General features: G+C 73.2%; 20 protein-coding genes and 1 riboswitch. Of the genes, 7 read left to right on the top strand and 13 right to left on the bottom strand.

Annotated features, from left to right (window positions below):
- The first annotated feature begins 1 nt into the window (after position 1).
- Positions 2-664 (top strand): hypothetical protein, encoded by a 663-nt coding sequence (locus ACSU6L_RS06080; RefSeq protein ID WP_437054303.1) that lies wholly within the window; start codon positions 2-4, stop codon positions 662-664.
- Between the two features lie 69 nt (positions 665-733).
- Positions 734-3,175 carry a WD40/YVTN/BNR-like repeat-containing protein gene (locus ACSU6L_RS06075; protein ID WP_437054301.1) on the top strand — a complete coding sequence of 814 codons (2,442 nt, stop codon included), beginning with the start codon at positions 734-736 and terminating at the stop codon, positions 3,173-3,175.
- A 76-nt stretch (positions 3,176-3,251) separates the two neighbouring features.
- On the opposite strand, the gene ACSU6L_RS06070 is transcribed toward ACSU6L_RS06075, so the two are convergent.
- The 5 genes from ACSU6L_RS06070 to ACSU6L_RS06050 form a co-directional block, all read right to left on the bottom strand.
- The gene (locus ACSU6L_RS06070; RefSeq protein ID WP_437054299.1) at positions 3,252-4,106 is read right to left on the bottom strand and encodes an energy-coupling factor ABC transporter ATP-binding protein; all 855 of its coding nucleotides are present in this window, start codon (positions 4,104-4,106) and stop codon (positions 3,252-3,254) included.
- Positions 4,103-4,852 (bottom strand): cobalt ECF transporter T component CbiQ, encoded by a 750-nt coding sequence (cbiQ, locus tag ACSU6L_RS06065; protein WP_437054297.1) that lies wholly within the window; start codon positions 4,850-4,852, stop codon positions 4,103-4,105. Before cbiQ ends, ACSU6L_RS06070 begins: the two co-directional genes overlap by 4 nt.
- Before the next feature lie 6 nt (positions 4,853-4,858).
- Positions 4,859-5,212: an energy-coupling factor ABC transporter substrate-binding protein gene (locus ACSU6L_RS06060; RefSeq protein WP_437054295.1), complete on the bottom strand. Its 354-nt coding sequence runs from the start codon at positions 5,210-5,212 to the stop codon at positions 4,859-4,861.
- Positions 5,212-5,919, bottom strand: a complete 708-nt coding sequence (locus tag ACSU6L_RS06055) for an energy-coupling factor ABC transporter permease (RefSeq protein ID WP_437054293.1) — start codon at positions 5,917-5,919, stop codon at positions 5,212-5,214. Before ACSU6L_RS06055 ends, ACSU6L_RS06060 begins: the two co-directional genes overlap by 1 nt.
- Positions 5,920-5,950: 31 nt before the next feature.
- A riboswitch (cobalamin riboswitch) is annotated at positions 5,951-6,135 on the bottom strand.
- Between the two features lie 82 nt (positions 6,136-6,217).
- Complete coding sequence (locus ACSU6L_RS06050) at positions 6,218-6,685, bottom strand: winged helix-turn-helix transcriptional regulator (protein ID WP_437054292.1); 468 nt, start codon at positions 6,683-6,685, stop codon at positions 6,218-6,220.
- 115 nt (positions 6,686-6,800) lie between these two features.
- On the opposite strand from ACSU6L_RS06050, the gene ACSU6L_RS06045 reads away from it, so the two are divergent.
- A complete protein-coding gene (locus tag ACSU6L_RS06045) occupies positions 6,801-7,295 on the top strand; it encodes a PaaI family thioesterase (protein WP_437054290.1) in 495 nt (164 codons plus the stop codon).
- Positions 7,296-7,492: 197 nt separating this feature from the next.
- Here the strand turns inward: ACSU6L_RS06045 and ACSU6L_RS06040 are convergent, their stop codons facing one another.
- On the bottom strand, positions 7,493-8,584 hold the full coding sequence (locus tag ACSU6L_RS06040; RefSeq protein WP_437054288.1) for a glycerophosphodiester phosphodiesterase family protein: 1,092 nt from the start codon (positions 8,582-8,584) through the stop codon (positions 7,493-7,495).
- A gap of 290 nt (positions 8,585-8,874) precedes the next feature.
- On the opposite strand from ACSU6L_RS06040, the gene ACSU6L_RS06035 reads away from it, so the two are divergent.
- On the top strand, positions 8,875-9,540 hold the full coding sequence (locus ACSU6L_RS06035) for a hypothetical protein (RefSeq protein ID WP_437054286.1): 666 nt from the start codon (positions 8,875-8,877) through the stop codon (positions 9,538-9,540).
- Between the two features lie 16 nt (positions 9,541-9,556).
- Here ACSU6L_RS06035 and ACSU6L_RS06030 read toward each other — a convergent pair whose 3' ends face one another.
- The gene (locus ACSU6L_RS06030) at positions 9,557-10,273 is read right to left on the bottom strand and encodes a TetR/AcrR family transcriptional regulator (RefSeq protein ID WP_437054284.1); all 717 of its coding nucleotides are present in this window, start codon (positions 10,271-10,273) and stop codon (positions 9,557-9,559) included.
- 154 nt (positions 10,274-10,427) lie between these two features.
- On the opposite strand from ACSU6L_RS06030, the gene ACSU6L_RS06025 reads away from it, so the two are divergent.
- Positions 10,428-11,651 (top strand): saccharopine dehydrogenase family protein, encoded by a 1,224-nt coding sequence (locus tag ACSU6L_RS06025; RefSeq protein WP_437054282.1) that lies wholly within the window; start codon positions 10,428-10,430, stop codon positions 11,649-11,651.
- Between the two features lie 62 nt (positions 11,652-11,713).
- On the opposite strand, the gene ACSU6L_RS06020 is transcribed toward ACSU6L_RS06025, so the two are convergent.
- From ACSU6L_RS06020 to ACSU6L_RS05995, 6 genes are all read right to left on the bottom strand, one after another.
- Positions 11,714-12,394, bottom strand: a complete 681-nt coding sequence (locus ACSU6L_RS06020) for a GntR family transcriptional regulator (protein ID WP_437054279.1) — start codon at positions 12,392-12,394, stop codon at positions 11,714-11,716.
- A 46-nt stretch (positions 12,395-12,440) separates the two neighbouring features.
- Positions 12,441-13,442 carry a proline racemase family protein gene (locus tag ACSU6L_RS06015; protein ID WP_437054277.1) on the bottom strand — a complete coding sequence of 334 codons (1,002 nt, stop codon included), beginning with the start codon at positions 13,440-13,442 and terminating at the stop codon, positions 12,441-12,443.
- Between the two features lie 12 nt (positions 13,443-13,454).
- A complete protein-coding gene (locus tag ACSU6L_RS06010; protein ID WP_437054275.1) occupies positions 13,455-14,393 on the bottom strand; it encodes a dihydrodipicolinate synthase family protein in 939 nt (312 codons plus the stop codon).
- A 234-nt stretch (positions 14,394-14,627) separates the two neighbouring features.
- The gene (locus tag ACSU6L_RS06005) at positions 14,628-16,103 is read right to left on the bottom strand and encodes an FAD-dependent oxidoreductase (protein WP_437054273.1); all 1,476 of its coding nucleotides are present in this window, start codon (positions 16,101-16,103) and stop codon (positions 14,628-14,630) included.
- Positions 16,096-16,431 carry a (2Fe-2S)-binding protein gene (locus ACSU6L_RS06000; RefSeq protein WP_437054271.1) on the bottom strand — a complete coding sequence of 112 codons (336 nt, stop codon included), beginning with the start codon at positions 16,429-16,431 and terminating at the stop codon, positions 16,096-16,098. Before ACSU6L_RS06000 ends, ACSU6L_RS06005 begins: the two co-directional genes overlap by 8 nt.
- A 59-nt stretch (positions 16,432-16,490) precedes the next feature.
- Positions 16,491-17,660: an NAD(P)/FAD-dependent oxidoreductase gene (locus ACSU6L_RS05995; protein ID WP_437054269.1), complete on the bottom strand. Its 1,170-nt coding sequence runs from the start codon at positions 17,658-17,660 to the stop codon at positions 16,491-16,493.
- A gap of 78 nt (positions 17,661-17,738) precedes the next feature.
- Here ACSU6L_RS05995 and ACSU6L_RS05990 point away from each other — a divergent pair, with 78 nt between their 5' ends.
- Together ACSU6L_RS05990 and fusA are read left to right on the top strand one after the other, a co-directional pair.
- Positions 17,739-18,479 (top strand): nucleotidyltransferase domain-containing protein, encoded by a 741-nt coding sequence (locus tag ACSU6L_RS05990; protein ID WP_437054267.1) that lies wholly within the window; start codon positions 17,739-17,741, stop codon positions 18,477-18,479.
- Between the two features lie 493 nt (positions 18,480-18,972).
- On the top strand, positions 18,973-21,048 hold the full coding sequence (gene fusA / locus ACSU6L_RS05985) for an elongation factor G (RefSeq protein ID WP_437054265.1): 2,076 nt from the start codon (positions 18,973-18,975) through the stop codon (positions 21,046-21,048).
- Positions 21,049-21,267 lie beyond the last annotated feature (219 nt).

The raw sequence follows: 21,267 nt of genomic DNA, 5'->3' as shown, positions 1-21,267 counted from the left end.
CGTGGCCGACGCGCAGGGGGCGCGGGCCGTGGTGCACGACCGGCGGGGCACACTCGTCGCGCTCGATCCGAGGACCGGGCGGGTGGCCTGGCGCGCCGGGCACGGGCTGCGGCCCTGCGCCCTCGTGGCCGGGACGGTCGTCGCCGTGCGGATCGACGCGCCCGGCGAGCCGGGCGAACCGCTCGTGGTCGTGCTGCTCGACGCCGACGACGGCGTCCAGCGGTGGGCGTCCGCGCCGCTCGCCCTGCCGCCGTGGGCGCGCCCCGCCCTGCACGACACCGACGCGTTCACCCTGGACGCCGAGCCCGGGCACGACCAGGTCGTCCTGCGCTGGACCGCGCGCTCCGGCTACCGGGGCGGCGCCGCACCCGGCCCGGACCGGGTCGCCACCGCCACGCACGAGGCACGCGGAGCCGTACGCGTCGACCTGCGCGGCCCCCCGTCGGTGACCCCGCTGCCCGAACCGCCCCCGGCCCCGGAGACGGGGGAGGGGCCGCCGAACGCCGTCCGGGTCGGCGACCTCACCGTCGAGCTGGCCGTACGCCCCGCCCCGAGCGGCGCCGCCGTGGTGCTGCGGGGCACCAGACCGCCCGCCGACGCGCCCGTGTGGGAGGTCGTGCTGGACGAGGCACCCCCGCCCCGCGCACCCCCGCTCCGCCCGTGACCGCCGCCGGCCCCGGAGCCTTAACCCCGCCCCCACCCCACCGAGTCACCGAGTCCCCGAGGAGCCACCATGACCGTCTCCGACGAAGAACTCGCCCGCGCCAAGCACATCAGCGTCGAACAGGTCGTCCGGCTGCGCGAGGTCCGGGGCGCCACCAACGAGACCCTCGACGGGCTTTCCGAGGCGTCGGTGCACTACGCGCTGCGCCGCCTGGAGTACCCGGACATGCCCACCGCCCGCGGCATGTTCCGGATGGAACAGGAACGCGGCGACGACGGACGGGTGCCCGCGCACGCCCTCGGCAGCGCCCTGGAGCAGCTGTGGGCCTCGCTCGCGGTCGCCCGGCCCGCCCCGGTCACCGCCGGAGTGCCGACGAGCCGCGCCGACGCGCGGGGCAGAGCGGGCCCCTCGCCCACGGCCGGCATGTCCCTGGCCGCCTGGGAGTGGCTGGGCCCCGGCAACATCGGCGGACGCACCCGCGGCATCGTCATCGACCCGGACGACCCCGAGCGCATGTGGGCGGCGAGCGCGGGCGGCGGCGTCTGGCACACCGAGGACGGCGGCGGGGAGTGGCAGCCGGTCGACGACTTCCTCGGCAACCTGGCGTGCGCCTGCATCGCCATGGACCCCGCCCGCCCCGCCACCCTGTACGTCGGCACCGGCGAGGGCTTCTCCAACGGCGACGCCCTGCGCGGCAACGGCCTGTTCGCCACCACCGACACCGTCACCTGGACGCCGCTGCCCGCCACCCGGACCCCCGACTTCGCCTTCGTCAGCAGGATCGCCGTGTCGTCGACCGGCGAGGTGCTGCTGGTCGCCACGAACAGCGGGGTCTTCCGCTGCGCCGACCCCGGACGCGCCACCTGGACGCCGGTGCTGACGGGGCTTCCCGTCGCGGACGTGAAGTTCGACCCCGCCGACGACGCCAGGGCCGTCGCCGGGTCGATGCGGGACGGCGAGGCGTGGTTCAGCCGGGACGGCGGCCTCACCTGGGTGGCGGCGGGCCGCGGCCCGTGGTCGGGCCGGGTGGAACTGGCCTACGCGGCCGCCGACTCGGACGTCGTGTACGCGTCGGTGGAGATGACCAACGGCGAGATCTGGCGGTCGACGGACGGCGGCGAGACGTACGAGCCGCGCAAGACCCTCGACCCGGAGGGCCGCGCCGCCGCCTACCTCGCCGAGCAGGGCTGGTACGACAACGTGCTCTGGGCAGGGGACCCCACCGACGCCGACCTGCTGCTGGCCGGCGGTGTCGACCTGTGGCGCAGCACGGACGGCGGCGACCGGCTCGCCGAGATCAGCACCTGGTGGGACCGCGGCTCGGTCCACGCCGACCAGCACGCCGTCGTCTCCCACCCCGGCTACGACGGGGTCACCAACCGGACGGTGTTCTTCGGCAACGACGGCGGTGTGTTCAAGGCCGCCGACCTGGCCCAGGTGGGCACCGAGGCGCAGCCGCCGTTCGTGCACGGCTGGACCGAACTGGTCAACAACTACGGCGCCACCCAGTTCTACGCCGGCGCGGGCAGCACCACCACCGGGAAGATCATCGGCGGGGCGCAGGACAACGGCACCCTCTGCTTCGACCCCGCCCGGGGCACGGAGGACTGGCGGGAGATCTTCGGCGGCGACGGCGGCTGGTGCGCCGCCGACCCCGGCGACGAGAAGGTCTTCTACGGCGAGTACGTCTTCCTGAACATCCACCGCAACACCGACGGCGGCACCACCGACGACACCCGCGGCGACCGCTACATCAGCGGCCAGTTCCTCAACCCGGTCACGGGGGAGTGGGACTGGAAGCCGGTGCCCTTCCGCATCCCGGACGCCAAGAACCGGCAGGCGCTGTTCATCGCCCCGTTCGTGCTGGACCCGAACAACCCCGAGCGGCTGCTGGCCGGCGGCCGTTCCCTGTGGGTGACGGACGACGCGAAGAAACGCAACACGACGACGTCGGGGCCGAGCTGGCGGTCGGTCAAACCCAGCGCGGGCTCGCCCATCAGCGCCCTCGCGGTGGCGCCGGGCGACTCCGACGTGATCTGGGCCGGCCACACCGACGGCCTGGTCTTCCGCACCACCGAGGGCACGGCCGCCACCCCGGCCTGGGACCGCGTCGGCGTGACCGGCACCCGCCGCCTGGAGCCGCGCCGGTACTGCACCTCCCTGACCGCGCACCCCGACGACACCGACATCGTGTACGCCGCGTTCGGCGGGTACGAGACCGGCAACCTGTGGGTGACCCGGGACGGCGGCGTCGAGTGGACCGACCTGTCGGCGACCCTGCCCGCCGTGCCGGTCCGGGCCCTCGTCCTGCATCCAAGGCGGCCGCGCCTGCTCTACTGCGGCACCGAGGTCGGCCTGTTCGCCAGCGAGGACGAGGGCGCCACGTGGTCCCCGACGAACGAGGGCCCGACCAACTGCTCGGTGGACGACCTGTTCTGGATGGACGAGACCCTCGTCTGCGTCACCCACGGCCGCGGCATGTTCCGCATCGACCTGTCCGGCGTGCCCTGAGCCGCCACCGCCGGGCCGCCGGGCCCAGCCGATGCCCCGTATGGACGGCACCCGCGGGCGGGGGCGGCGCCGGGTCTCAGTCGTCGCCCGCTGTCCGTGCCGGGACGAGCGCCGCCAGCTCCTCCGCGGTGCGCGGGCCGTCCGCCGGGTCGGGCAGCAGGCCCTGCGCGCTCAGCAGCCGGGCCGCCGCCACCCCCCACGGCAGCCGCAGGCCGGCCTGCCGCAGCAGGTCGGTGCGGGCCAGCAGCTCGGCCGCCGGACCGGTCCGCACACCGGCCGGGGTGAGCAGGGCCGCGTCGTCGGCCCAGCGCAGCGCCAGGTCCACGTCGTGGGTGGCCATCACCACCGTCGTACCGCCCGCCCGCAGCCCGCCGAGCGTCGCCAGCAGCCGCTCCTGGCCGTCCGGGTCGAGTCCGGCCGTCGGCTCGTCGAGGATCAGCACCCGCGGCCGCATGGCGACCGCGCCCGCGATCGCGGTCCGCTTGCGCTGCCCGTACGACAGCAGATGGGTGGGCCGGTCGGCCAGCGCGGTGATGTCCAGGGCGGCCAGCGCCTCGTCGACCCGGGACCGCACCTGGGCGTCCGGCAGCCCCAGGTTCAACGGCCCGAACGACACGTCCTGCGCGACGGACGCGGCGAACAGCTGGTCGTCCGGGTCCTGCACCACGAGCTGGACGGTCGTCCGCAGCCGCGTCAGCCCCTTGCGGTCGTAGCCCACCGGCTCGCCCTCGACCGTCAGCCGCCCCTCGCGCGGCCGCAGCCCGCCGCTGAGCAGCCGCATCAGCGTCGTCTTCCCGCTGCCGTTGCGGCCGAGCAGCGCCAGCGCCCGCCCCTCGCACACCTCGAAGTCGAGCGCGCTGAGCACGGCCGGGCCGTCCTCGTACGCGAAGGACACGCCCCGCAGGGCGACCAGGGCAGGGGCCTCGCTCATGTCAGCGGCCTTTCCAGTACGAAGGTGAGCGCGGCCAGCGCCGCGAGCAGGGCGCAGCTGGCAGCCGTGAACCGGGCGGAGACCCGGGCCTCGGGAACCAGCACGCGCAGGGTGCCGTCGTAGCCGCGCCCGGCGAGCCCCGCCTGGAGGCGTGCCGCCCGGTCGAAGGCCCGCACGAAGGCGGTGGCGCCGAGTCCGGCCAGCGAACGCCACGTCGCGGCCCGCGTGGTGTGGCCGAGCCGGGCGGCCTGCGCGTCCCGGATCAGCCGCACCGACTCCAGCAGCAGGAAGCTCATCCGGTACGTCACCAGGGCGACGTCCACGACCGGCGCGGGCACTCCCGCCCGCACCAGCCGGGGCAGCAGGTCGGACATCGGCGTGGTGAAGGCGAACAGCAGCACCCCCAGCGAGGCGGCCGAGGTGCGCAGCAGCAGCTCCCCGGCGCGGGCCGGGCCGGAGGGGGCGAGCGCCACGAACCCTCCGGGCCCGCCCACCTGAACCAGCAGCGTGGCCGCGCCGCTCACGCAGAACCCGAGCGGCACCCGGTACGCCCGCCACAGCCGGCGCCCGGGCACGCCCGCCGGGCCGAGCAGCACCACCAGCGCCGTCAGCAGCACCAGCGCCGCGCCCGGCCAGGGCGGCAACGCGATCGCGAGCACGGTGAGACCGAGCCCGAGCACGGCCTTGTCCACGGGATGACGGCGGCGCCAGCGACTGCTGTGCGCCGCCGCGTCGATCGGCAGCACGGGCGCTCAGACGCCGGGCTCGCCGGTACCGCCCGGGGCGGCGTCCTGCCGCGCCAGGGCGCGCTGTTCGCCCTGCCGTCGTCCGCGCCGCAGCCCGAAGTAGTAGGCGAGGACCCCCGCGCCGATCGCCGCCTGGAGGGAGAACAGCGCCGACTCGATCTCTCCGGACGGCGGCTCGTACAGGGGCGAGAACCAGGGCTCGTAGTCCGGGTCGAGTTCGGTGATCGCCGTCTCGGCCTCGCCGTCGGAGCCGGTGAAAGGCTCCTCCTTGTGGTCGCCGAGGCCGAGGACGAGCGGCAGGACGGCGAGCGCCGCCACGGCGAGCAGCAGCAGCAGGTTGATCCTCGTGCTCTTCTTCATCACGCCACCGCCTCGGAACCGGTCTTCGCGTTCTCGGCCCGCTTGCCGGCCACCAGCACGCCGAGCCGGGTCAGTTCGCCCTTGCTGGACTGCACCAGCAGCCGCATCACGAGCACCGTGAGCAGGCCCTCGCTCACGGCGAGCGGGATCTGGGTGACGGCGAAGATGGCGCCGAACTTGCCGAGCGCGCCGAGGAACCCGCTGCTCGGGTCGGGGAAGGCGAGGGCCAGCTGGACGCTGGTGACGCAGTACGTGGACAGGTCGGCGACGAACGCGCCGAAGAACACGGAGACCATCAGCGGCACGTCGTACCGGCGCAGCAGCGCGTAGACGCCGTACCCGGCCCAGGGGCCGACGATCGCCATCGAGAACACGTTGGCGCCGAGGGTGGTCAGGCCGCCGTGGGCGAGGAGCAGGGCCTGGAAGAGCAGGGTGATGGTGCCCAGCACCGCCATGATCGGCGGGCGGAACAGGACGGCGCCCAGACCGGTGCCGGTCGGGTGGGAGCAACTGCCCGTCACGGACGGCAGCTTGAGCGCGGACAGGACGAAGGTGAAGGCTCCGGACGCGCCGAGCAGCAGGGTGCTCTCGGGGTGTTCCCGGACTTCACGGGTGAGTCGTCGGACGCCGTGGACGACGAACGGGGCGGACGCGACGCCCCAGGCGACCGCGTGCGCCGGAGGAAGAAAACCCTCGGCTATGTGCATGGCTCGAACAGACCCTCTCCAGCACCTCGTGGATGGTTGACGCGCCTTGGCCGGTCTCCTGGCTTACGGGTGACACCGCCCGAACTCCGCCTTCCCGGGTCCCGGAGGACCCAGTGGCTGCCCGTGAGGGCTGGAGCCGGACTTCCCGATCACAGTGGCGAGGGCCGCACCGGCATCACACCGGATTTCCCGTTCACCAAGGCGTGGTGACAGTAATGCCCGGCTCGGGGTGGTGACAAGCGGCGCCCGGGGGCGCCCACCGGCACACCGGCGCACGCCCCGCGAGCAAGCGCGCAGTTCAGGGTCGCGGGCGGGCCGCTGGGCCGGGACGTACCGTGACCTCGGTGGGAGCGAGCGGAGCGCGGTCGCCGGAGCACTCGACGACGACCCGTACGGGGGTCCCGCAGTCGCGGTGCGCGACGTCCAGGACCGGGCCGTCGGGGTCGGCGAGATGTGTCTCACCCCACTGCCGCAGCGCCATCAGTACGGGCCACAGATCCCGGCCCTTGGGGGTCAGCCGGTACTCGTGCCGGGTCCGGCTGCCCTCCTCCCGGTAGGGGACGGTGTCCAGGATCCCGGCCGCGACCAGCTTGCGCAGCCGGTCGGAGAGGACCGCCTCGGACAGGCCCACATGGCGGCGGAAGGCGTCGAAACGGCGGACCCCGTTGAACGCGTCACGCAGGATCAGCAGCGTCCACTTCTCGCCGACCACGTCGAGGGCGCGCTGGACCGTGCAGTTCTCCGTGCTGATCTCCAGCCACTCCATGCCCTCATCGTAGCCCCTGGCTTCGTCATTGACAGTCAGCTCGCGCGCGGGCTAGCTTCGGCGGGCTGGCTGGCTTCATCGGGTGAAGCCAGGAGTCGGAGGAGGAAACGACGCCATGGGACGGTCACGCACGTACGAGTGGGAGGACCCCGCGACCTCGGCAGCCGCCGTCGGCCGGGGCACGGGGCTGGACTTCCTCCGCGACGTCGTCGCCGGACGCCTGCCCGCGGCACCCCTCGCGGCCACCCTCGGCTTCACCCTCGACGAGGTCGACCACGGACACGCGGTCTTCTCCCTGCTGCCCGGCGAGGAGCACTACAACCCCATCGGCAGCATGCACGGCGGCGTCTACGCCACCCTCCTCGACTCGGCCGCCGGCTGCGCCGTCCAGTCCACCCTGCCGCAGGGCACGGGCTACACCTCGGTCGACCTCGCGGTGAAGTTCCTCCGCCCGGTCACCGTCGACACCGGCCGCGTCCGCGCCGTCGGCACCGTCCTCAACGGCGGCCGCCGCACCGCACTCGCCGAGGCCCGCCTCCTCGACGACAAGGACCGGCTGCTCGCCCATGCGACGAGTACGTGCATGATCTTTCCGGTGCCGCGGGGGTGAGGATCCGCTGGTGGCTGGTGGCCAGGGCCAGTGGTCGGTGCCTGGTGCGTGGTGGCCGGTGCCTGGTGGCCGGTGCCTGGTGCGTGGTGGCCGGTGCCTGGTGGCCGGCGTCCGCTGGTGACAGGCGCCGTCGGGCGCCGTCCGGCGCCGTCGGGCGCCGGGCCGCCGACCGGACCGAGCCGGCCCCGTGTCGTCCCTCACCGGTGCCGGCCCCGCGGGTGGTACTGCTTGGGCAGCCGCATGCCCCGCTCGGCCATCAACGCCCGCACCCGGTCGGGGTAGTTGGTGATGACGCCGTCCACGCCCAGGTCCATCAGCGCGGCGACCGTGCCCGGGTCGTCGCAGGTCCACGGGATCACCTTCAGCCCGCGCGCATGGGCGTCGGTGATCATCGTCCGGTCGGGGTAGAAGCGGAAGCCCGGGTCGCCGATCTTCCCGTTCTGCGGGAAGCCGTAGTTGGGTGAGAGGGCCCGGAGTCCCGGGACGGTGGCGGCGGCCCGCACGAAGTCGCCGCCGTAGTCGTCGGCGTCGATACCGCCCAGCCAGGGGGAGGCGCCTGGCTTGCCGACCTGGAGGAAGTCGTAGTTGGTGAGGGCGACCAGCGGCCAGTCCGGGGCGAGCCGGTGCATCGCCTTCAGCGCGCCCCAGTCGAAGGACTGGATGGTGACCTGGTCCTCGATGCCCGAGGCGCGGATCTCCTCGAACACCCGCCGCACGAACAGCTCACGCGGCGCGGTCTGCTCGGGCGCGCCCGCCTCCACCTTCGTCTCGACGTTGAGCGTGACCTGCCGGGCCCTGTACCGCTTGACCAGGTCCAGCACGTCCCGCAGCTCCACCATCCGGGCACCCGCGATCCGCTCCTGCTCGGGGTGACCGGGCAACTGCTGGTAGCCGCAGTCCATCGTCCTGATCTGGGCGAGCGTCAGATCCTTGATGAACTTGCCGACGTACGGGTACTGGGGATCGCCGGGCACGACCGGCCCCGTGTCCCGGCACTTCTGCGCGCTGACCTGCCGGTCGTGGGTGACCACGACCCTGCGGTCCTTGGTGACCTGGGTGTCCAGCTCCAGCGTCGAGACCCCGAGGCGCAGCGCCTTGGCGAACCCCTCCAGAGTGCTCTCGGTGGTCATGCCGAGGCCGCCGCGGTGGGCTTGGAGGTCGAAGCGCGCCGGGTGGGGGAGGCCGCCGGGGCCGTGCGCGGGGGTGGCGTGTGGGGTGGCGTGCGCGGCGGTCGGGAGGGTGAGGGCCGGCACCAGGGCAAGGGAGGCAAGGAAGTGTCTGACGGACATCGAGACCTCTCTCGTTCGTCGAACGGACGCCCTGGGACGCTAGTTCGGCCCCGGTCGCACCCCAAGGCCGCGCGAGTGAGGGAGCCGTGAACGGTCGGGAAACCCGGCGGAGCCGGCTGGACTCCGTACTGTGGCGGCCGGTCATCATCGGTACGCGGTGGGCGGTACGCGGTACGCGGTGGGAGGTATGCAGTACGCGGCATACGGTATGCGACATGCGGTGTGCGGGCCGCAGAACACAGAACACAGAACACAGAACACAGAACGCGAAGACAACACACGGGGGACATATGACGATTCACCGTCCGGGGCTGCCGGACGACCTTCCGCCGGGTGACGAGCTGTGGGCGCGGTGGGCGCTGCTCGCGGCCGTCGAGGCGACCACCGAGGACGAGCAGCGCGGCGGCGGCTACCGGACCGGCCGCTGGATCGACGACGAGGGCCTGCACTGGGACGACTCCGGCTGCACTTGGTGGACCATGTCCAGGATGGGCGGGGGCCGGTTCGTCCTCTACGGCGAGGACGAGTCGAGCGGCGTCAAGTGGCACGAGCCGCCGATCGACATGCTCGCGGGCGGCCCGGACTGGCTGCCCTACGAGGAGCTGCGCGACCGGCTCGAGGGGAACGAACTCGGCTGCGTCTACTGGTTCGAGAACGGGTCCTGGGCGCGGGCGCCGTACCCCGACGACCTCGGGGACGACGGCCTGGACTGCGGCCTTGGCTGGGTCGTCGACCGGGGCCGCGTGCTCGGGGAGCTGGCGGACCGCGTCGACGACACGGCCGGCGGACCGACCGCGGACGGTTTCCTGGCCGACGCCGAGGCACACCGGCTACGGCCGGAGCCGCTGCTGCGGCGACTGCGTCCCGCCCACCCCGGGGACGATCCGCTGGACCTGCCGGCCGTCGCCAGGGCACTCGCCCTCGCGGGCCTCACCGGGCAGGCCGCCACCCGTTAACCACCCCCGCCACCCGTTAGCCGGACCCGGCACCCGTCCGCGCCAGCTGTGCCGCCGTGTGCTCCAGCAGCATCTCCAGTGCGGCCGGGTAGGCGCTGTGGGGCATGCGGCGGGCGAGCAGGTGCGCGGTGGCCGCGATGTTCGGATGGGACTCGGCCGGCAGCCGCGCGTACGTGGACTCCCACATCCGCTCGTCCGCCGTACGGGCCTCGTCCGTCAGCGCGAGCGAGCCCGCGTCCAGCGCGGCGAAGGCGAGGCTCTGGTCGATGAACGCGTGGTAGACGCGGACCGCCGCCGGGTCGGGCAGGCCGGCGCCGCGCAGGATGCCGAGGATCGTCTCGTCCACCGCGATCTCGCGCGGCCTGCCGGTGACGCGGCTGGCGGTGAGCACGGCCGCCTGCGGATGGGCGAGGTAGGACGCGTGCACGGCGAGGCCCAGGGCCCGGAGATCGGCTCGCCAGTCCCCGGTCGCCTCCCAGCCGGCGAGCGCCTGTCCCATCAGCTCGTCCCCGATGGCCCTGGTCAGGTCGTCCATTCCGGCGAAGTACCGGTAGAGGGTGCTCGGATCGGCACCCAGGGCGGCGCCCAGACGGCGCGCCGTCAGCCCGGTGCTGCCGTGTTCGCGCAGCACGCGCAGGGCGGTGCGCACGATGACCTCCTCGGACAGCACGGTGCCGCTCCGGGTGGGCCGCCGCCGTCGGCGTGCCGTCTCCGGCACCACTGCCTTGGTCATGTCCGCCTCCTCCTCCTGCTCCTCGCGCTGCGGCCGCCGTCGTGCCCAGGGCCGAACGGCCGACCTTATGCCAACAGGGTTGACCTTACATCGCGCCATCCCGTTGCATCGGTCGTGCCGGAGGCGGTCGCCTCCCGGACGAAAGGTGTGTGACATGCGAGTGCTTCTCGTGGGCGCGGGCGGTGTCGGAACCGCCGTCACCCGGATCGCGTCCCGCCGGGACTTCCTCACCCACATGGTGGTCGCCGACTACGACCTGTCCCGTGCCGAGGCCGCCGTCGCGGCGCTGGGTGCCGAGGAGGGCCGGTTCGACGCGCTGCGGCTGGACGCCTCGGACCCGGAGGCGGTGCGCCGGGTGCTCGTGAAGCAGCGCTGTGACGTGCTGCTCAACGCCACCGACCCACGCTTCGTGATGCCGCTGTTCCAGGCGGCCCTGGAGGCCGGCACCCACTACGTGGACATGGCGATGTCACTGTCGGCGCCGCACGCCGACCACCCGTACGAGCAGTGCGGGGTGAAGCTGGGCGACGAGCAGTTCGCGCTGGCCCGGCGCTGGGAGGAGGCGGGCCGGCTGGCCCTGGTCGGCATGGGTGTCGAACCCGGCCTGTCCGACGTCTTCGCCCGCTACGCGGCCGACGAGCTGTTCGACGACATCGAGGAGATCGGCGTCCGCGACGGCGCGAACCTGACCGTCGAGGGCTACGACTTCGCCCCCTCCTTCAGCATCTGGACGACCATCGAGGAATGCCTCAACCCGCCCGTGGTCTATGAGAAGGACCGCGGCTGGTTCACCACCCCTCCGTTCAGCGAGCCGGAGGTCTTCGACTTCCCCGAGGGCATCGGCCCGGTGAAGTGCGTCAACGTGGAGCACGAGGAGGTGCTGCTGATCCCCCGCTGGGTGGACGCGCGCCGCGTCACCTTCAAGTACGGGCTCGGCGACGACTTCATCGCCAAGCTGAAGACCCTCCACGAGCTGGGGCTGGACTCCACCGCCGACGTCACGGTGCCCGGCGGGGACGGGCCCGTACGGGTCTCCCCGCGCGACGTCGTGGCGGCCTGCCTGCCCGACCCGGCCACCCTCGGCGACAGGATGACCGGCAAGACCTGCGCCGGCACCTGGGTCAAGGGCACCAAGGAGGGTGCGCCCCGAGAGGCGTACCTCTACCACGTGGTCGACAACCAGTGGTCGATGCGCGAGTACGGCTCACAGGCCGTCGTCTGGCAGACGGCCGTCAACCCCGTCGTCGCCCTCGAACTGCTGGCCACCGGCGCCTGGACGGGCCGGGGCGTCCTCGGCCCGGAGGCCTTCCCGCCGCGTCCCTTCCTCGACCTGCTCACCGAGTACGGCTCCCCGTGGGGCCTGCGCGACCAGGGCTGAACGGTTCAGCCCCGGCTCCCAGCGGAACTCCCTCGGGCTCCCCGCAGAGCGCCTTCGGGGTCTCAGCCCGGCGCGGCCCACAACCCCCGTACGTGCCCCAGGTGACGCGTCATCACCGTCCGCACCGCCGGCGCGTCCCCGGCCAGCAGCGCGTCCAGCAGCTCCAGATGCTCCTCGGCGGAAGCGCGCAGCCGGCCCGCCTCGGCCAGCGCGGTCAGGCCGTAGAGGCGGGAGCGGCCCCGCAGATCGCGGACCACCTCCACGAGGTGGCCGTTGCCCGCGAGCGCGAGCAGTCCCAGGTGGAAGCGGGTGTCCGCCTCGACGTACGCGATGAGGTCGCCCGCCGCCGCGGCGGTGACGATCTCCTCGGCGGTCGGCCGCAGGGCCTGGAGCGCGGCCGGTTCGGCGGTGCCGGTCAGCCCCACCACGGTGGGTATCTCGATGAGCGAGCGAACGTGCGTGTACTCGTCGAGCTGCCGCTCCGACACGGCCGTCACCCGGAACCCCTTGTTGGGCACCGCGTCGACCAGCCCCTCCTTCACCAGGTCCAGCAACGCTTCCCGCACCGGCGTCGCGGAGACGCCGAACCGGGCGGCCAGCGCCGGCGCCGAGTACACCGCGCCCGGCCGCAGCTCACCCGCGATCAGCGCGGCCCGCAGCGCGTCGGCGACACGCTCGCGGTAGCTGCTCCGCTTCCCGCCGAGGACGGGGAGGACGGGGTCGGGGGTCGGCTGAGCGGGCATGGGGTGTCTCCAGCAGAGCGAGCGGTCGGCAGCGGTCGTACGACGATCAGAGCACGAACCCGGCGGGGAACGGGTCGGTGGGGTCCAGCAGATACTGGGCCGTGCCCGTGATCCAGGCGCGCCCGGTGAAACTCGGCAGCACCGCCGGGATCCCCGCCACCTCGGTCGTGCCCAGCAGCCGCCCCGTGAACCGGGTCCCGATGAACGACTCGTTGACGAACTCCGTGCGCAGCGGGAGTTCCCCGCGCGCGTGCAGCTGCGCCATGCGGGCACTGGTGCCGGTGCCGCAGGGGGAGCGGTCGAACCAGCCGGGATGGATGGCCATCGCGTGCCGGGAGTGACGGGCGGTGGAGCCGGGGGCGGCCAGGTACACATGGTGACAGCCGCGGATCGACGGATCCGCCGGATGCACCGGCTCCTCCTCCGCGTTGATCGCCTCCATCAGCGCGAGACCGGCCTGAAGCAGCTCGTCCTTGCGGTCCCGGTCGAAGGGCAGGCCCAGCTCCGCCACCGGCAGGATGGCGTAGAAGTTGCCGCCGAACGCCAGGTCGTACGTCACCGTCCGCCCGTCCGCGAGCGTCGCCTGACGGCCCAGGCCCACACAGAACGACGGCACGTTCCGCAGCGTCACGGCCCGCGCCGCGCCGCCCTCGACGGCGACCTCGGCGACCACGAGCCCCGCCGGGGTGTCCAGCCGGATCGTGGTGACCGGTTCCGTCACCTCCACCATGCCGGTCTCCACCAGCACGGTCGCCACCCCGATCGTGCCGTGCCCGCACATCGGCAGATAGCCGGAGACCTCGATGTACACCACGCCCCAGTCGCAGTCGGGGCGGGTCGGTGGCTGCAGGACGGCACCGCTCATCGCCGCGTGCCCGCGCGGCTCGTTCATCAGCAACCGCTTGACGTCGTCACGGTGTTCACGGAAGTACAGCCGCCGCTCGTTCATCGTCGCGCCGGGGAGGGTGCCGATCCCGCCGGTGATCACGCGGGTGGGCATGCCCTCGGTGTGCGAGTCGACGGCGTGCAGGACCAGTCTGCTGCGCATGCGGGCCTCTCCTTATGCCAGTCCGGCCGCGAGGGCCTTCTCCGTGGCCGCGCGGACGGCGGCCTCCTGCTCGGGCAGCAGCGGCATCCGCGGCGGGCGGACCGGGCCGCCGTACCGGCCGGCGAGATCCATCGACCGTTTGATCGCCTGCACGAACTCCACGCGCGAGTCCCAGCGCAGCAGCGGATGCAGCCGCCGGTACAGCGGCGCCGCCGTGCCGAGATCCCCGGCCACCGCCGCGCGGTACAGGTCGGCACACGCGCGCGGCAGTGCGTTCGGATACCCCGCGACCCAGCCGTTCGCGCCCGCCACGGCCAGCTCCAGCAGCACGTCGTCGGCACCGATCAGCAGATCCAGCTCCGGGGCCAGCTCGGCGATCCGGTACGCGCGGCGCACATCGCCGGAGAACTCCTTCACCGCGCGGATCCAGCCCTCGCCGTGCAACCGGGCGAGCAGTTCCGGCACCAGGTCGACCTTGGTGTCGATCGGGTTGTTGTACGCCACGACCGGCAGACCCGCCCGCGCCACCTCCGCGTAGTGGGCGAGCACCGAACGGTCGTCGGCACGGTACGCGTTCGGCGGCAGCAGCATCACCGCCGCACAGCCCGCCTCACCCGCCTGCTCGGCCCAGCCCCGCGCCTCCGCCGAGCCGTACGCGGCGACGCCGGGCATCACCCGCTCCCCGCCGATCGCCTGCACGGCCGTCTCCACCACCCGGGCGCGTTCTTCCGGGCTCAGCACCTGGTACTCGCCGAGCGAGCCGTTCGGTACGACACCGTCGCAGCCGTTCTCCACCAGCCAGACGCAGTGCTCGGCGTACCGGTCGTAGTCCACGTAGAGGTCGGCGCCCAGCGGCAGCGCGGTGGCGACGAGGAGGCCGCGCCAGGGGTGGGGTGGGGTGGTGGGAGCGGGAGCGAGGGCGGTGGCGGGGGTGATCGCGCTGACTGTCATGGGGGGTGCCCCTTCAGGGAGGTTTGGCATGGCAGTGGCGGGTTGGTTGGCTCAGGGGGTGGGAGGCTCCGGGGTTCGGGAGTGCGGGAGTTCGGGAAGTCCGGCGGTTCGGGGAGTTCAGGGAGTCGCAGGAGGCTGGAGAGTGTTAGGGGGCTGTGGGAGTCCGGGGAGTTTTTGGGTCTCCGGGGTCTCCGGGGTTTCAGAGAGTTCCGGGAGTTCCGGGAGTTCCGGAAGTCACGGTGGCTCTCCGGGAGTTCGGGGACTCCCGGGCGGCCTCCGGGAGCCCCGGGACTCCGCGGGGGCGGGCCGGGTGACGTCCTCGGCGAGCACACCGAGCGGCACCGGCCGGGTCGGCACGCGCCGCGCCGGGTCCGGCTCGCACCCGGCGACCCCGGCTACGCCGGGCCCGCACATCCGGCCCTGGCACCAGCCCATCCCGGCCCGCGTCAACAGCTTCACGGTACGCAGGTCGCCCGCGCCGAGGACGCCCACGGCCTCGCGGACCGCCCCGGCGGTGACCTCCTCGCAGCGGCACACCACCGTCTCGTCGGTGACCAGCTCCGGCCACCCGGCGGGCGGGGCGTACACCGCGTCGAGCGCCGCGGAGAACCGGCGCAGCCGCCCACGGACGCGGGCGGCCGGCGCCCACGCGCGCGGGTCGGGAACGCCGCCCCGCAGCCGCGCGGCGATCGACCGGCCCGCGATGTGCCCCTCGGCGAGCGCGAGCGCTGCGCCACCGACGCCGGTGGCCTCACCGGCCGCCCACACGCCCGGGACGTCAGTGCGCTGCTCGTCGTCGACGTGGACGGCCGTGCCCGCCAGGCGGCAGCCGAGCGCGTCGGCCAGGTCGGTGTGCGGCAGCATGCCGTGCCCCACGGCGAGCGCGTCGCAGACGATACGGCGCCGGCTGCCCGGCCGCTCCCGCCCCTCGGCGTCGAGGGCGGCGACGGTCACCGAGTCGATCCGCTGATCACCGTGCGCGGCCACGACGACGTGACCGCTCATCGGGCGGATGCGGTGACGCGCGAGCCGTGCCGCGAATCCGGCGCCTTCGACGAGCTTCGCGGGCTCGGCGGCCACGGCACGGGCATGCCGTACGAAAGCTTCGGGGGCGGCGGACTCGACCAGCGCCGCCACCTCCGCGCCCGCCGCGGCGAGCCCGGTCGCCACCGGCAGCAGCAACGGCCCGGTGCCGGCTACGACCACGCGACGCCCGGGCAGGACCAGCCCGCCCTTCAGCATGGCCTGCGCCCCACCCACGGTGACCACACCGGGCAGTGTCCAACCGGGGAACGGCAGCACCCTCTCGTAGCCGCCGGTCGCGAGCAGTACGGCGTCCGCCCGCACGGCCTCGGACTCCTCCTGCACGGACCCGAGCAGCGCGTGCACGACGAAAGCCCCGTGCCCGTACGGCTGCCGCTCGACCGACCAGACATGACGCTCCGACAGATGAGTGATCCGCCCGGCGGCCCGGTGCGCGGCGAGCCCGTCACGCAGCCGCTCCCAGGTGCGCCACTGGTGGTGCAACCGCTCCGGACGGCTCACCCGCAGCGCGGGCGCGACCTGCCGGTAGAACTGCCCGCCCGGTTCCGCGCCGGAGTCGAGCAGCAGCACGCGCACGCCTCGGGCGGCCGCCGCGAGCGCCGCCGCCAGCCCGGCCGGACCGGCCCCCACCACGGCGACACGCGGCTCGGCGGTCCCCTCACGCATCGTGCCCCGTCCCCCGCTGCGTACGGACATCGGCACCGGGCTCGGCCGGTACCAGACAGGCACGCTGGTTGGGCCGGCCGTCGACGGTCACCAGGCAGTCGAAACAGACACCGATACCGCAGAACACGCCTCGCGGACTCCCCGATCCCCGTGTGGTCCGCCAGGCGGTGATCCCGACCGACCAGAGTGCCGCGGCGACGGTCTGACCGGGCAGCGCCTGGATCTCCTGGCCGTCGAAGGTGAGGGAGAACGGAGGATCGGGGTTGGCTCGGACGAGGTCGAGGGGGAGTGCGCGCGTACGGTGTATGCGATATCCGAAATGCTCCATACGGCCTCCCGAACGCCTCATAAGGTCTACCGAACGCTTCATACGGGCTACTGAATGCTTCATGCGGGCTCCTGTGTGAACCGATCCGGCCGGAACGGCGAAAGATCCAGCTCCGGCTGCCTCCCGGCCGGCACCTGCCCGGTCAGTACCCGCGCGATCAACTGCCCGGTAGCGGGCGCCAGCCCGATGCCCGCGCCCTCGTGCCCGCAGGCATGCAACAGCCCCGGCATCCGAGGATCGGCGCCGATCGCCGGCAGATGGTCCGGCAGATACGGGCGGAAACCGATATACGTCCGCATCACTCGCACCCCAGAGAGAAACGGGAACAGCCGCACCGCGCCCGCCGCCAGTGCCCGTACGACCGGCAGCGAGAACGAGCGGTCGAAGCCGACCCGCTCCCGGCTCGCGCCGATCAGCACCGGTCCCGCCGCCGTCGACTCCACCACCGGCGAGGTCTGCAGGGCCGCGGAGTCGCTGGCGACATCCGCCACATAGTCGGCTGCGTACACCTTGTGCCGTACCGCATACCGCGGCAGCGGCTCGGTCACCAGGACAAAGCCGCGCCGGGGAAGGACCGGAAGCCGGACGCCCGCCAGCGCGGCCAGTTCGCCGCCCCAGGTGCCGGCGGCGTTCACGACGGCCGGAGCGTGCAGCTCCCCCTGATCGGTGCGTACGCCGCGCACCGTGCCGTCGGCTGTATGCAGTACACCGGTGACCGTCGTCCCCGTGAGCAGCCGCGCACCCGACGCGCGGATCAGATGCGCGGCGGCCAGGGCGGGCATCACCTGGGCGTCCTGGGGGTAGTACACGCCGCCCGCGAGACCAGGTGCCAGGCGCGGTTCCAGCTCGGCTAGGCGTTCGGCGTCGAAGGTCACCGCCTCCACGCCGGCGGCGCGTTGGGCAGCGGCCAGCTCGGTGAGGGCGGTGAGTCCCCCGGGCCCGGAGGCCACGACCACCCCGCCCTTGGGCTCGTACTCGATCGCCGGACCGAACTCCTCGGCCAGTTCCGCCCACAAGCGCAGGGAACGGAGCGCGAGCCGGAGCTCCGGGCCGGGCTCCTTGTCGGACACCAGGAGATTGCCCTCACCCGCACCCGTGGTGCCGCCGGCCACCGGGCCGCGGTCGACCAGGGTGACGTCGAGACCCGCGCGGGCCGCGTACAGCGCACAGGCGGCGCCCACCATGCCGGCGCCCACGACGACGACGTCGCAGCTCGGTTGCTTGGCCACGCCAGTAATATGTCACATGGCGCATCGCGCGGGGAGAGGGCGGAAATACGTGTGAGGCGATCGGGGGGACGCTGCATCATGACGCGGGTGACTGTGTACAACATCCTGCTGTCCGGAATCGTCGGCTCGACCGCGTACGGCCTCGCCCACGAGGACTCCGACGTGGACCGGCTCGGCGTGTTCGCCGCGCCCACCGAATCCCTGCACGGACTGCACGGGCCGAAGGAGTCCCACGTCTCCACGGCGCCGGACCGCACCCTGCACGAGGCCGCGAAATGGTGCCGGCTCGCCCTCGGCGGCAACCCGACCGTGACGGAACTCGTATGGCTGCCGGACGAGTTGTACGAGGTGCGCACCCCGCTTGGTGACGAGCTGATCGACATCCGCGGCACGCTGCTGAGCGCCCGCCGGGTGCGCGACGCCTATCTCGGTTACGCCACCCAGCAGTTCAGAAAGCTGCAGAACCGTATCGCCGCCGACGCGACCGAAACGCCCAGCCGCAGACGCTCCGCCAAACACGCCCGCCACCTCAAGCGGCTGTGCCACCAGGGATTCGAGCTGTACGCCACCGGCCGACTGACCATCCGGGTGGAGGACCCCGAGAGCTACCACCGGTTCGGCGAGGAGGTCGCCGCCGACCCGTCCGCCGCGCTGCCCCTCCTCCGCCACTACGAGTCCGCCTTCGGCCGGACACGCAGCGTCCTGCCCGACCAGCCCGACGAGGGCGCGGCCGAGGCCTGGTTGCGACGGGTGCGGGCGCACTTCTACACGCCGGAGGCGCCGGTCCACGCACCCGAGGGGTCGACCGAGGCCGGCTGAGGAAAAAACTCGGTGACCTCGCCCGCCCGCCTTCCCTACACTCGCCGAGTGATCGCGCATCGCCACGAGACGGCGGTGCGGACGGCGGTACGCCGCCGTGTGAAGCCAGTCGAGCGAGGGGAGCCGGGCCGTGCGAGACCGCACCGCTGTCATCGTTCCCCCCTCCCGCTACGAGGTGATCCTGGTGTCCACGGCCGCCCGGTGCCCGCTGCGCGGCCGGCACCGGATGCCGTGACGAAGAGAACAGGACTGGAGCGGGCGCGATCGGCGCCTTCCGATACCTGAGGGCCAATCAGTCGACGACCATGGCTGACCGTTGAACAGCTGGCGGAACAGCTGACCGGTCAGCTGACTGTCGACAGTCGACCATCAATAGCCGACCACCGGCAGTCGACAGTCGACAGTCGACAGCTGACGGCCGCCCACCGCCCCCGCCTTCTCACGGCTCATCGCGCTGCCCTTCCGCACACCACACTTCGAAAGGCCATGGGCCGTGCGCAGCAACCTCGACAGCCTCACCACCGTCCGCAACCTCGGCATCCTCGCCCACGTCGACGCGGGCAAGACCACCCTGACCGAGCGGATCCTGTACGCCACCGGAACCACCCACAAGCGCGGCGAGGTCCACGACGGCACCACCGTCACCGACTTCGACCCGCAGGAGCGGGACCGCGGCATCACCATCTTCGCGGCGGCGGTCAGCTGCGCCTGGGCCGGCCACCGCGTCAATCTGATCGACACCCCGGGCCACGTCGACTTCGCCGACGAGGTGGAGCGGTCGCTGCGGGTGCTGGACGGGGCGGTCGCCGTGTTCGACGCCGTCGCGGGCGTCGAGCCGCAGAGCGAGTCGGTGTGGCGGCAGGCGGACCGGCACGGCGTGCCGAGGATCGCCTTCGTCAACAAGATGGACCGCGTCGGCGCCGACCTGGACGCGGCCGTCGCGTCGATACGTGACCGACTCCACCCGGTGCCGCTCGTCGTGCACCTCCCGGTCGGTACGGAAGACGGCTTCCGGGGTGTCGTGGACCTGGTCCGGATGCGTGCCCTGATCTGGGACGAGCACGGCGAAGGCGCCGTGGAAGGGCCGGTGCCGGCGGAGCTGCTGGAGGAGGCGCGGCGGCATCGGCGGACGCTGGAGGAAGCGGTGGCCGAATTGCACACAGGCGCGCTGGACGAATTCTGTATGCGGTCGACGGTGTCCACCGGAACGCTCGTCGCCGCCCTGCGCGAGCTGACACACAGTGGTGACGGCGTGGTCGTGCTGTGCGGCTCGGCGTACCGCAACCGCGGCATCGAACCGCTGCTGGACGCGGTGGTGGCCTATCTGCCGTCGCCGGTCGACGTGCCGCCGGTACACGGTGTCCAAGAGACGGACGACGGTATACGAAATCCCGTCCCCGAGCGGTCCGCCGACCCCCGAGCCCCGTTCGCCGCCCTCGCCTTCAAGGTCCACGCCACCCCCACCGGCCGGCTCACCTACCTCCGCGTCTACTCCGGAACGATCGAGAAGGGAGACACCGTGTGGGACGCGACCGCCCGCCGCACCGAGCGGATCGGCCGGATCCTGCGGGTGCAGGCCGACCGGCACGCCCCGCTGGAGCGCGCGACGGCCGGTGACATCGTGGCCGTCGTAGGGCTGAAGTCCACGCGGGCAGGCGCGACGCTGTGCGCGCAGGACGCGCCCATCGTTCTCGAGCCGCCCAATGTCGCCGACCCGGTGGTCTCCGTGGCGGTCGAGGCACGCCGTACCGGTGACACCGAGCGGCTGGCGACCGCGCTCGCCCGGCTCGCCGAGGAGGACCCGTCACTGGTGGTGCGGACCGACCCGGAGACCGGCCAGACGGTGCTGTCGGGCATGGGCGAGCTGCACCTCGAGGTCGCCGTGGAGAAGATCCGGCGGGACCACGGACTGGAGGTCGGTATCGGACGGCCGCGAGTCGCCCACCGGGAGACGGTCGTGCACGGGGTGACCGGACACGTCCACCGGCACGTCAAACAGGACGGCGGCGCGGGCCAGTTCGCCCACGTCGTGCTGGACGTCGAGCCGCTGCACGCCGAGCCCGGCGGCACGGGATTCGTGTTCCGTTCGACGGTGGTCGGCGGGCGGGTGCCGCAGGAGTACGTCCGGGCGGTCGAGGCGGGCTGCCGGGACGCGCTGGCCGAGGGGCCGCTGGGTGGTCACCCGGTGACCGGCATCAAGGTGACCCTCACCGACGGGGCGACCCATGTGAAGGACTCCTCCGAGATGGCGTTCCGCACGGCAGGCCGCGCCGCCCTCCTCAATGCCCTGCGCGCCTCGGCGATGGCGCTGCTGGAGCCGGTCGCCGAGGTCACGGTGACCGTCCCGGAGGACGCCGTGGGCGGTGTCCTCGGCGATCTCGCCGCGCGGCGCGGCCGGGTGACCGACTCGGCGGTCCGCGGGGGCGCGGCGGTCGTCATGGCGACCGTCCCGCTGGCCGAACTCTTCGGCTACGCCACCCGGTTGCGTGGTCGTACCCAGGGCCGGGGCACCTTCACGGCCCGCCCGACCGGGTACGCGCCCGCCCCGGTGAGCGCGCATACACGGTAGCCGTACAAGCCGACGGTTGAGTGCTGGCCGACGACCGACGTCCGACGACCGGTGACCGGTGACCGGTGACCGATGACGGATGAGGGCTGACGGCCCCCTCCCGCGCCCGGGAGGGGGCCCGACCCGTCCCAACCCGTCAATGACGGCGGCACGGTTCGCGAATCAACGTTCAAACCCTTGACGCGCAAGCAAGTTGACGTTTAACTCACGGCCTAAATT

It is taken from the genome of Streptomyces sp. enrichment culture (assembly GCF_964272855.1).
Classification (GTDB): domain Bacteria; phylum Actinomycetota; class Actinomycetes; order Streptomycetales; family Streptomycetaceae; genus Streptomyces.
This window is presented reverse-complemented; position numbering and strand designations above follow the sequence as displayed.

Excerpts from the sequence above, each read along its gene's own strand:
- ACSU6L_RS06035 (WP_437054286.1), top strand. The coding sequence starts at position 8,875 with ATGACGATTCACCGTCCGGGGCTGCCGGACGACCTTCCGCCGGGTGAC.
- ACSU6L_RS06030 (WP_437054284.1), bottom strand. The coding sequence starts at position 10,273 with ATGACCAAGGCAGTGGTGCCGGAGACGGCACGCCGACGGCGGCGGCCC.
- ACSU6L_RS06055 (WP_437054293.1), bottom strand. The coding sequence starts at position 5,919 with ATGCACATAGCCGAGGGTTTTCTTCCTCCGGCGCACGCGGTCGCCTGG.
- ACSU6L_RS06020 (WP_437054279.1), bottom strand. The coding sequence starts at position 12,394 with ATGCCCGCTCAGCCGACCCCCGACCCCGTCCTCCCCGTCCTCGGCGGG.
- ACSU6L_RS06015 (WP_437054277.1), bottom strand. The coding sequence starts at position 13,442 with ATGCGCAGCAGACTGGTCCTGCACGCCGTCGACTCGCACACCGAGGGC.
- ACSU6L_RS06045 (WP_437054290.1), top strand. The coding sequence starts at position 6,801 with ATGGGACGGTCACGCACGTACGAGTGGGAGGACCCCGCGACCTCGGCA.
- ACSU6L_RS06010 (WP_437054275.1), bottom strand. The coding sequence starts at position 14,393 with ATGACAGTCAGCGCGATCACCCCCGCCACCGCCCTCGCTCCCGCTCCC.
- ACSU6L_RS06060 (WP_437054295.1), bottom strand. The coding sequence starts at position 5,212 with ATGAAGAAGAGCACGAGGATCAACCTGCTGCTGCTGCTCGCCGTGGCG.
- ACSU6L_RS05990 (WP_437054267.1), top strand. The coding sequence starts at position 17,739 with ATGACGCGGGTGACTGTGTACAACATCCTGCTGTCCGGAATCGTCGGC.
- ACSU6L_RS06040 (WP_437054288.1), bottom strand. The coding sequence starts at position 8,584 with ATGTCCGTCAGACACTTCCTTGCCTCCCTTGCCCTGGTGCCGGCCCTC.
- ACSU6L_RS06000 (WP_437054271.1), bottom strand. The coding sequence starts at position 16,431 with ATGGAGCATTTCGGATATCGCATACACCGTACGCGCGCACTCCCCCTC.
- ACSU6L_RS06050 (WP_437054292.1), bottom strand. The coding sequence starts at position 6,685 with ATGGAGTGGCTGGAGATCAGCACGGAGAACTGCACGGTCCAGCGCGCC.
- ACSU6L_RS06025 (WP_437054282.1), top strand. The coding sequence starts at position 10,428 with ATGCGAGTGCTTCTCGTGGGCGCGGGCGGTGTCGGAACCGCCGTCACC.
- ACSU6L_RS06075 (WP_437054301.1), top strand. The coding sequence starts at position 734 with ATGACCGTCTCCGACGAAGAACTCGCCCGCGCCAAGCACATCAGCGTC.
- ACSU6L_RS06005 (WP_437054273.1), bottom strand. The coding sequence starts at position 16,103 with ATGCGTGAGGGGACCGCCGAGCCGCGTGTCGCCGTGGTGGGGGCCGGT.
- ACSU6L_RS06070 (WP_437054299.1), bottom strand. The coding sequence starts at position 4,106 with ATGAGCGAGGCCCCTGCCCTGGTCGCCCTGCGGGGCGTGTCCTTCGCG.